The organism is Corynebacterium lipophiloflavum DSM 44291 (assembly GCF_000159635.1).
GTDB lineage: Bacteria > Actinomycetota > Actinomycetes > Mycobacteriales > Mycobacteriaceae > Corynebacterium > Corynebacterium lipophiloflavum.
Window position 1 is genome coordinate 1 of the sequence record NZ_GG667194.1, and the last position, 9,862, is coordinate 9,862.

The following is a 9,862-nucleotide window of genomic DNA, read 5'->3' on the forward strand; positions in this document are numbered from 1 at the left end:
TGCAGAGGTCGACAGTTCGCTGATCAAGCTGGCGAGTTCAGGATTTTCCATCAGCTTCTCGCTGATCTCATTGACCCTTGCCGGGTCGTGGCCTTTCTTCGGTGACACCTTAGTCATTATCGGTGAAACTCCTTCTAGATCAGAGCCTCACACACAAACTTCCTGACACCCTCTGCCCCGGCGAGGATCAGTGACATCGAGACTGGAAAACGTCCATTGACGGAATTAGCATCGGCCTACGAAAAATTTCTGAAAAGCGCTTGACACAATATAGGAGCATCGCAACCCACAAACCTTGGGAAGAATCGAGCGGGGCACTGCATGCTGCGGCGCGACGACGCGCTGCCGCGGAAGCGCCCGCACGTTTGTTTCCCGCCCCGGCACCCATTTTCGGCCCAACCAGTTCGCACTGCTCCGCGCTCACCAGAAAGGGCGTAAAAGCCGGCAAAGGTGGTGCCCCGGCTTTGCAGGCGGTTTCTGAAAATTAATCTAGCAGCCAGGATCGGTCTCTAACGGAGGCTTCGGTCCGTGGAAAAATCGCATTGAGTCCAAACTCGCCCCCAAGCGCGAACAGTAGGGCTCAAATAATCGGAACATCTACGTGTCCGCGGGCTATCAGAACGCCATCCTTGATGGCGTAGCACTCGACGTAATGATGGCCACTAAACAAGGTAGATTCCCGATGTTTCCCTTTTCCGGAATCCTTGAAAATTTGGCCGCGGATTTGGTTCCGCCGTTTAGCCTCGTCTCCACGGTTGAGAACCTTCCACCAGAGCTCAGTTCTCGGCGGTAGGTCTCTCGTATCTACCGTGAAATCAAGTTGCTTATTCGGACGCAGGAAATTGTAGGTCCCCAGAATTCGTCTCAACGGTCCAGATCTAAAGCCATTCTGCGTAACCATGCACTCGACAGCTAATTCGCTGACAATAGCTGCCGCCGGAAAACGCTCTTCAATGAACTGTTCAGTGTCGATGTAGTTGAAGGTTTCCAACGAAGTAGCCCGCGCCTGATCGTTCGAATCCAGAGGGACGCACTTTCCGAATATGGACCTCCATTTTTGATTCATCGTGGACTTACCATTGGCCGCGATTGCATCCTGGCAGAGTGAAAATGCCTCCTTCGCTTTGTTCTGGAAGTGCCTCTCGTTAGTGATCTTCTGCCCGCTGCCGAGCGCGTACCAAGTGTCCTGCTTGGGCAGCTCGGAGAGGTAGTCGAAAAATTCTTTTACCAGTATCGGAAATCTGGGAAGCGCCATATCATCGGCTAGTTGCGAAGTGAGATAACGATGAACGAGTGTGTCGATGAGGAGGCCGTTAATCGGGACATCGTGCTTCTTCTTCCAAGCACGCGTCAGCTTACAGAGCTTACGAGCTTTGCCTCCTGTTGATCCATCGAGCTCACGGATGGCTTCAATCTCATCCCTCGGCTTTGTTAATTTCCAACAGTCTTTGTACGTATCAGGATATTCGAAATGACCTTCATCGGTTTCGAAAACCGGTTGTACCTCGAACTTGAAGTCAGCAAGCTGGACTTTCACGACGAGTCTGTCCACATCAATCGCGGTCTTTGGGTACCGTTGCTTGAGGGCGGTTCGCACTTTGCTCAGTGCCTTGTAAGCACCTCCATTGGCTACAAATTCGTCCCGAAGAAATGCAGGTAAACGGTACAGCATATCGAGGTCAGAGATACCGCGTATAGCGGTGTGGCGGCCCCAGGACCCAACCATTAACCGGTTGGTAGAGTCGGACTCTGAACCGGCAAACTCTTTGTTTAAGGCCTTAGTAATCTCATCGCGGCGTTGCTCGATGATGTCCGCATTGTCGATTTTCAAGTTGTCTAATGTTTGACTGAGAAGCTCGTTCTGAACCACTACGGTTACTTCCTCCGCCATAGCGTGCGTGCGTCAATTTCCTTCTGCGTGGATTGGGGTTTTTCTTTACCGTTAATCGCCTCATAAGCCCTGTTGTAGTCCCCACTCGTTGTTCGCGGTGATTTCGAAAGCAGATTCCTTTCGTCCCTTTCCAGTTCGTCTCTTTTGACCAAAGCATCCTCAAGAGAGATTGCATCGTGTTCAATATCCCAGGTGAGTGACTCGTAGCGATTGTGAATGGAACGTAGGTCCACTGCGGCCGCTCTGTGGGCTTCTACAGACTTCTTCCAGTCAACAGACTCGCCCAAAAATGTAAGCATCGTGGCCAACGCTGCCGCTCCGGAAACCAGAACAGCGTTGACCTCGGGATCGAAAAACAGGCCCCCCAAGCTCGCTAGGAAAGCACCCGCAGTTAAGGCTGTCAAAATGATCGAAGTGGTCTTGCGGCATTGTTCCCATTGCTGGTAGCGGTCTGCTGCTTTCTCTTGAGTGCGGTACGTGTAGAGCATCCGGTCTCTTCTCGCGTCGAGAAGCCCGGTTAGTGCTGCTACCGAATCTGGCTTTCCCTTTTTGTCCAAGCCTTTAGGCCTTCCTTCATCCAAAGTATTTCGCTATCCATCGCCCTATAAGCCGGGGTTCGACTTTCGCTTCAAGTCCTCCCACGATTCGGACGCTCGAATGTCCGATTCGTAGGCAATGACATAGCCCCACTTCTGGCCCTCGAAGCCGTCCTCTCCGAGCAGTTCGCGTACCAACACCCGGGCCGCGGCTCGTTTCGCTTGAACCGTCTCGTCATCTCGTCCCTTGTCGGACTTGCCCTCGATGATCCACATGGTGCCGGCAGCATCTTGGGCGACGAAGTCTGGGTAGTAGGTGTCGCGGGTGGTGTACATGATCGACGCTCGATCAGAGACGTACAGTCGCTTCCACCAGACAATGTCCGAGGTGTAGTTAAGCAGCAGAGCCAGCAAGTACTCGCCGCCCCACGAATCGAAGCTCGCTGCGGGGAACAGTCCGCGGTTCCAGCCGTCGTAAAACTCTCGCGGCTGGAATTTCGACTGCTGGTCCCGCGCCAGTTGGTCGAGCACCTCTTTACCGAATGGAAGCGTGACTACCTCGTCAATCGGCAGCTCCACCGGAACGATGGTCGTTTCGGTCTGCAAGTTGCTGGCGTGCTCTTTCGCTTTCGCGTTGACCACGGCGACGAGTTCGTCAACAGCGGACTGCTTCGCCTTCTCTGTCCAGTGTTCGATGCCCGCGTTAGCCATGAATGTCGGCAGAACATACTGAGCCAGTGTGATGGCGTTCTTCTTGTCCTGGGTAACCACACCGAGTCCGAACACGCGGCGGGTCAGTTCTTTGATGACAATGTCTTCCGCCACGGGAGCCGATTCGACCTCCGCGTCGGCGCTTCGTTTCGTGTCGAGCTTGTCCTTCCGGACCACGATTTCTTCACGGGTGAGCGCCTCTTTGGAGTCTGAGACACGCTTCGCAGCCCGGATGATGTCCTCGTCGTCGATATGACTCAGGAGGAACGGTGACGTCGCTTTCGCCATCACAGTTGAGGGGAACAGAAAGGTTTTCCCTGCGAACTCGTGGTTGACCTTGATTACCGTCGCGGGAATGGGATTCTGGTTCTGCATGGACTCGTCGTCGCCGACCCTGCGGAACTTCACGCCGCCGTTTTCACCACCGGTGACCTGTGTCGTCTCCCCAGCGGTAGAGGCGCTTGGCTGTCCAGCATTGGCAGTGTTACCACCGACCTGGGGGCCTGGCCACGCCGTCGAACCAGCACCTGGGGTGTTTTGGCCTCCTCCTTGGCCGGCCACTCCGGGCTGTGGTTGAACCTGCTGCCCTCCTCGAAGGAAACTCTCCTTCACGTCCATTCCCGAGATGGCGCCTTGAGCGGCGTCTCCCAAACCGAACGAGTGCAGCACGTCCTCGTCTTTGAGCAGGGACTTGAACGACTTGTGACTCAAGATGTCCAACTGGTCGAGCTCCGCGATGCCCGTCCTCACCCCGTATGGCAACCGAAGGCCGCGACCCATTGTCTGCTGGGTGAGAATGTCTGAGGACATTGCGCGAAGAGCGCACATGACGGCAACTCTCTTGGTGTCCCAGCCCTCTTTGAGCCGATCAACTGAGACGATGGCCCGCACCGTCGAGGCCGGGCTATCAAGCTCATCTAGGCGCCGCAGCGTGACAGCGTCGTTGTGCTTGTTATCGAACTGGAGCACCGCGTCCGGGTCATCGAAATACCCTGGGCCTTGGAGCAGTTTTGTCACATCGCCCGCGTGGGCCACGTTTTCACAGATCACGAAAAGCAATGGTTTTGTGCGTTTCGCTTCACCGGCTTCACCTGGAAAGTTTGCTGCACCGTAAGCCTGGTAAGCCGCTTCCTTGTTGCGCAGCAGTGACACTGCATCAAGGAGCTGGCGTTCTTCTGCGGAGTCCTTCGGGTAACCGTTCTCGCGGTACACCAGCATCGGGGATTTCACGTAGCCGTCTTCAATGGCTTGGTAGAGCGGGTAGTGGAAGATGACATGGTCCGTATCGGATGCCGAAGCGGTCAGACCAATCGTTGCCGCGGGGCGGAGGTCCTTGAGCGCCTGGTTGAACGCCTTCGCGGACGAGCCGAAAAGGTGCGACTCGTCTGCGATCACCACGAGATCATCGAGGCCGACTAGGTGGTCGTAAAGTGATCCGGTTTCTTCCTGGTGGTCTCGAATCTTGCGGCGCGTGCCGTCCTCGGTGCCCGCCGCGGCGTCAGCCTTCTTTGGCTCGATGAGCTGTGTCACGTTGAAGACAAAGACCATAGGTCCGTTGGCGGTGTCGCGGAACAGCTCCGACTGGCCGGCTCGCCAGGCGCCATAGTTGCCTGGGGAGACGACTTGAGGGGCGGCCGAGAAGCCACCCACGTAGCGCCGCGAACCTTGCGTGAAGTTCTGGACGGTCTTGTTCTCCAAGACCGTCGAAGGTGGAACTACAACCATCACGTTCGTGAGGTCGAATCGTGCCAAGTATTCGATGAGCGCGGCCATGAGGTATGTCTTGCCCGCTCCGGTGGCCATGTGCATGACCATCGGTTCTTGGGGATCGAAGTCGCCGGTCAGGCTGAAAATTAGCTGACGCAGCGCACGCTTGTTCGGGTCGCGCAGGTCGAACTCGGCCGCAATCGTGTCGATAAGACCTTGGTCAAGTGCGATTGGAAGTGCCATGTCTACTTGCCCTCCTGCGTGCCCGAGTAGCTAAAGATGTCGTTGGGAATGTGAACAATCTGGCACGGCTGGTCAGTTGTTCTCGCGAATTGTCGAACTCCCGGTTCGAGTTCCGTGGCGGCAAGCGTTGCGCCTTCACCTTCCCCGAGGTGTCTGAGCAGCTCCTCTACTTTTTCGCGATCAAGGCGGCCCTCGATGACTTTGAGGAACATGGAACCGCGCTTGCCATCGAAATTGCGGTTGTCTGGTGTAAGCGCAAAGTTGAGGTTCGCAGCCACGGAGTTGACCAATGTCGGCCCGGTTGCCGCCTCGGAGAGTGTGACGAGGTTCAGTTCGGGTGAGTAGTCGAAGCATTGAGGCGAAAGGTGAGCCACTGTAAAGCCTCCGCCGCCGCGCCAGTTCCGTACAGTGCTCGGGCGTGTGGCGATGAGTTTCAGGGCCGTTTTGATTGCAGCTTCATCTTCTAGTGAGAGGTCCTGTTCTGAGCGAACCGCTCGCAAGAGTTTCGCTGCATCCTCCATTTTCTTCGTATCGAATTTCTCTGGGACCTCAACACCTGGCTTTGGCTCCCGTTCGTTGGTGAAAGTGACCCCTCCCGGATCGTTATCCAAAACAACTTTTTCCAAGCGCGGACGGGTGAAAGAATTGAAGGTGTCGTCGACAAGTTCACACGTCACCCAACGGCGACCCATTTTTTGGGCTACCGCGGCGGTCGTTCCCGAACCAGCGAATACGTCGAGAACGATGTCGCCGGGGTTCGTTGCGATGTGGATGATGCGCTCTAAGAGGCGCTCGGGTTTAGGGGTGGAGAAAGCGGTGGTCCCGGGGAAAAGCGATACTAATTCCTTTTTCGCACCACGGCTGTGGCTAACCTCTTCGTTTAACAGCAGGGTTCGCGGCACCACTCCTTTCGATGGAATTCTTGCTTTACGCATGATTCGACCAAGACCGTTCTTCGTGAAAACCAATTCGGGAAGGGTCTCGCCTGATGCAATTTTCGCCCTTACCCGGTCTCCGGAAACTTCCAGTGGCTCTGCCAACATCATGGCTGGAACTGTGTTTCTCGCCTCGGTTACCGGCACGCCAGAAACAGCCGCACGCTTTTCCCGATCCCCGATGTCTCGCAACTCGTAGGTGGCCCACTTGCTCATTTCCTCAAACATCGTTGCCGGTGACATTCGCCAGCAACTTCCCTGCGAGGGATACATAAGTTCTCCCGTAATTGGGTGCTGAATCGCGTACACCATCGGTTGATTGTTGGGTGCGTCGGGTGCGCAAGGGTCTCCCTTTACCCACGGCCCCTTTGGGTCTTTATCCGGATTAGAAAAGCGGGTATTCATTGAATCGGGCCGCGGTAGACGGTTGACCGAAAAGTTGTCGCTCTTACGATAAGCGATAATCGTATCCTGATCGGTCGAGAAGTAAGTAGGGTCGTTGCGGGGGCCATCCGCCTTCTGCCAAACGAATTCAGAGAGGAAATTTCCACTACCGAACACTTCGTCAAGGAGAAGTCTCATGCGGTGGTTCTCCGCGTAGTCGAGGTGAACCCAGATAGACCCGTCATCGCTGAGCAATTTGCGCAGGTGTACGAGGCGGTCGCGCATCATGGTCAGCCAAACAGAGTGTTCGAGGTTGTCCTCGTAGTTGGCGAAGGTCTGGGCAGTGTTGAACGGCGGATCAATGTAAATGCACTTGACCTTCCCCAGGTACTTCTCTCGAAACTCAGGTACCCGAGTCAGCGCCTCAAGCACGTCACCCGATTCGCCGAGAATGAGCAGGTTGTCGTCCGTGGGCTCCAGGTCAGCGCGTTTCGAGTACTGTGTGCCCACCTCTTTTGGAGACTGCGAGCCGGTGACGACTTCGTCAATGACGAGAGTGCGGGTTTCGCAGTAGCGGGGGTCTTTCGGGTCAACCCACTCGTAGGCGTACTTGCCTTCCTCACTGGGAATGAGTGCCTTGTCTTTGTTGAACCAGGTCAACTCAAGTAGTTGCTTCGCTCCGGCCACCGCTTCGCTGCCTCGCTTCGTTCGTCGGGACGGTATTGATGTTGTCTGTCTTATCGTAGCGGGGAAGTCAGACAAGCCCGAAGAAAATAAACGCCTCGATTCGAACATATTGTCGTCGCATCTCCGGTCGTAATGTGTACCCCCGGTGCTGGCGGTTAACCGTCGGCGACGTCACACTGTCATTCCATGACTGAGACTCCACCACAACGCCCCGGCGACTCCTGGGCTGACCAGGCTGCACCCCACACGTTTTATGCCCTCCACGGCAACGCACTAACCGACACGTACCCCGCCTCGGGTTTCCGACTCGAAGTACGTGACGAGGACTTTCAGCTTCTGTCCGTCCACTGGTCGGTTCGTGCCGCCCTCGGTGAAGTAGGTGAACGCTTGGCGCAGGGAGAAAAAGCCGCCGTCTACGTGGCAACGTGGGAGCGGATCGAATCAGAAGACGACCCGCGGTTGAAACGTCACGCTGGTGAGTAGAGAGCATTTGCCCCCGTGGTTGACGACTACTCGGGTCAAATAGGCAGGCTGTGCTCCCATGAACGTCCACCACCCCAGTCGGCACAGCCGAACAGACAACGACCGAGTGCTTCTGCACCTTGACCTACACCTCGACCGAGACAGCCTGGCGAGCCTTCAAATTTTCATGCGGCGCAATGAGAGCACCGTCCGCTTTCTCGGACCCGACGGCGAGCATGTTGCTGTAGACGTGCAGGCCGCCCACGCATTCTTGAAAACCTTGCTCCGTTGCACAGACCGGCCAACCGGATTGCTTTGTCTGGAGGCAGAAGCGCTGTTTGGAGCTTTGTCGCTGTGGGAGCACGGAGTGCTGATAGCAGAGGACCACTTCGAGCAGCATGTCTTGGAACGGGAGGGTCAGTACCCGTTTGAGGATCAACCCCGAGAACCTGCGGAAACATGCTTCCATGACAGGTGCTACGAGGTATGGAGCGAGTGCGGCTCGGATTTCTTTGGGCGCACCACAGACATAGGTAAAGCGAAACGGAAGGCGGCTGCGATTCGCAAGACGGGTATCCCGGTGGTGGTCTGCCTAACGGAACGTTCAGTCGTTGCAGGTTAGAACTTTGACGCCTCCGGCTAATTTCTCCGGCGCACCATTCGAGTAGCACAAGGAGAAAACGATGCCACGCCGCAAAGACACCGCTCACCGCCCGAGTCAAGTACACTTAGAGTTCGTCAAGACCAAAGACGGTCGGCGAGTGCGTGACACCGCTAACACCGGCCCTGCCTCTAAGCAGAAGGGCGGGGCGGCGCAGGGGCTCGCGCCGAAACCCGCAACGAAAGCCGATACGGACTCCGAAGCGCAGGCTCATGTGACAACTGCATTGTCGAACATGCCGTTGGCGTACATGGTTCCAGGCTTAACTGACCACGTTAAGGCGGGAACGGCCACGTCTTTCGATGATGGATCGTTCTCCTCAGCGAAGTTCGATAAACCCGTCCGCATCTTCGCGGCCTCCGGCAACGACTACTACGTCGAGTCGGTTCACGTTGTCCACCACACCACAGACCTGGACACGGTGCGCGAAACCCTCGCCGAGTCGTTCGAAGACATCGAAGTGAGAAAACCCCAGACGGAGACCCGGCCGACGGATTTTGACGGCAGGTACAAGCGGCTCGTAATCACCCCTGATGATGAGTACGTGGTTGACGGCGGTACCTGGACGAACCCGATCAACGGATCACCTAATGTCTCCTCGGCGCTCATCTCGCTTCGAAATGATAATTGGGTCACGGTCAAGCAAGGCGAGCGCTTCGATGCCAAGGGTATTGCTCAGCTCATGGCGAGCGAAGTCACCAAGGCCATCAACGGCTCTTAGCTCACAGTGTCAGCGCCCCCGCCGCGGAGAATGTCCTCCGCGGTGTCGAGGCGCCGGTGGATAAGCGCCATCAAGCCAAGGACGTCGGTTGCGTCCTCCCTCGTCACTGTCCAGCTAAGCCTTGTCTCATGGGCTTGCGGATTACGGAATCCGGCGATCACGCCTTCAACGAACAGTGCGACGGCGTCTTGCTCATTGCGCTGTGTTTTTGTTGCACCCGAATTGATTGGAACAGTGCGATTTTTCGACCCGAGCACATTCTGCGGGAGATTGCGTCCGTCCATTGTGCTGTTAGACAGCAGGCGGATTCGATCCTCCAACCCTTTGGCCGCTTCGAAAACGAGCTCATAGTAGTCCGATTCGTCTTGTAGAAGTTCTTCCCGGCAGTGTTTGAGAACTTCTGCGTGGGAGCCGCGCTTTTGAAGGTGCTCTCTCAAGCTCAACGCCTTGTTTCGGGCTTTTTCGAAGGTTGCCTTACGCGCCAGTTTGCGGCCCCGCCCGTCGTCGGTTAGCCCGTAGCCTTCGGTGGATAGGACTGTGTCGAGTTCCGAATGCAAGTGCTCAGCAGCTTCGGGATACTCCGCGGACATTAGGCGGCCAGGTTCGACTGCTTTGCACGCGACCGCGAGAAGGGGGCGGCCGTCTCCTTGGGCAACCTGCTGCCGACTAATGGCCTCGTCAATTCGCTTCCACTTCGTGATCCCTTCTCCGGGATCGAACCGCCCACACTTTACGTCGAGGAGAAGTGAGGTGATCTGCCTACCCGAGTAGACCTCACCGATGAGCTTGGCCACTTTTTCGACTGTTCCGGAGCTGAATACCGGCGCCTTTGAACCCATATCCACAGCTTAAAGCGTGTCGTCGGGGGTGGAGTCCATTAGCGTGGTGTATCTGTAACTGCCGGTGAGGGACCCCATGAACACA

The 9,862-nt window shown here is 56.2% G+C and carries 8 protein-coding genes; 2 read left to right on the plus strand and 6 right to left on the minus strand.

Annotated elements, in window-relative coordinates:
* Window positions 1-580: 580 nt before the first annotated feature.
* The 4 genes from HMPREF0298_RS08040 to HMPREF0298_RS08055 are packed head-to-tail and all read right to left on the minus strand — an operon-like array spanning window position 581 to window position 7,094.
* Complete coding sequence (locus HMPREF0298_RS08040) at window positions 581-1,870, minus strand: nucleotide-binding domain-containing protein (protein ID WP_157464437.1); 1,290 nt, start codon at window positions 1,868-1,870, stop codon at window positions 581-583.
* A gap of 5 nt (window positions 1,871-1,875) precedes the next feature.
* A complete protein-coding gene (locus tag HMPREF0298_RS08045; protein ID WP_006840657.1) occupies window positions 1,876-2,448 on the minus strand; it encodes an SLATT domain-containing protein in 573 nt (190 codons plus the stop codon).
* Between the two features lie 45 nt (window positions 2,449-2,493).
* Window positions 2,494-5,088: a DEAD/DEAH box helicase gene (locus tag HMPREF0298_RS08050; RefSeq protein WP_006840658.1), complete on the minus strand. Its 2,595-nt coding sequence runs from the start codon at window positions 5,086-5,088 to the stop codon at window positions 2,494-2,496.
* 2 nt (window positions 5,089-5,090) lie between these two features.
* Window positions 5,091-7,094 carry a site-specific DNA-methyltransferase gene (locus tag HMPREF0298_RS08055; protein ID WP_006840659.1) on the minus strand — a complete coding sequence of 668 codons (2,004 nt, stop codon included), beginning with the start codon at window positions 7,092-7,094 and terminating at the stop codon, window positions 5,091-5,093.
* Window positions 7,095-7,280: 186 nt separating this feature from the next.
* Between HMPREF0298_RS08055 and HMPREF0298_RS12235 the strand changes: the two genes are divergently transcribed.
* The gene (locus HMPREF0298_RS12235) at window positions 7,281-7,577 is read left to right on the plus strand and encodes a hypothetical protein (RefSeq protein WP_157464438.1); all 297 of its coding nucleotides are present in this window, start codon (window positions 7,281-7,283) and stop codon (window positions 7,575-7,577) included.
* Window positions 7,578-7,701: 124 nt separating this feature from the next.
* Here the strand turns inward: HMPREF0298_RS12235 and HMPREF0298_RS12240 are convergent, their stop codons facing one another.
* The gene (locus tag HMPREF0298_RS12240) at window positions 7,702-7,956 is read right to left on the minus strand and encodes a hypothetical protein (protein WP_157464439.1); all 255 of its coding nucleotides are present in this window, start codon (window positions 7,954-7,956) and stop codon (window positions 7,702-7,704) included.
* Between the two features lie 361 nt (window positions 7,957-8,317).
* Here HMPREF0298_RS12240 and HMPREF0298_RS08065 point away from each other — a divergent pair, with 361 nt between their 5' ends.
* A complete protein-coding gene (locus HMPREF0298_RS08065) occupies window positions 8,318-8,938 on the plus strand; it encodes a hypothetical protein (RefSeq protein ID WP_006840661.1) in 621 nt (206 codons plus the stop codon).
* Here HMPREF0298_RS08065 and HMPREF0298_RS08070 read toward each other — a convergent pair.
* Window positions 8,935-9,732, minus strand: coding sequence for a TIGR02391 family protein (locus HMPREF0298_RS08070; RefSeq protein ID WP_245527476.1), 798 nt, complete (start codon window positions 9,730-9,732; stop codon window positions 8,935-8,937). The genes HMPREF0298_RS08065 and HMPREF0298_RS08070 overlap by 4 nt on opposite strands.
* Window positions 9,733-9,862: the final 130 nt, after the last annotated feature.

Coding starts and splice junctions, on each gene's coding strand:
- HMPREF0298_RS12240 (WP_157464439.1), bottom strand. CDS start 7,956: ATGCTGCTCGAAGTGGTCCTCTGCTATCAGCACTCCGTGCTCCCACAG.
- HMPREF0298_RS08050 (WP_006840658.1), bottom strand. CDS start 5,088: ATGGCACTTCCAATCGCACTTGACCAAGGTCTTATCGACACGATTGCG.
- HMPREF0298_RS12235 (WP_157464438.1), top strand. CDS start 7,281: ATGACTGAGACTCCACCACAACGCCCCGGCGACTCCTGGGCTGACCAG.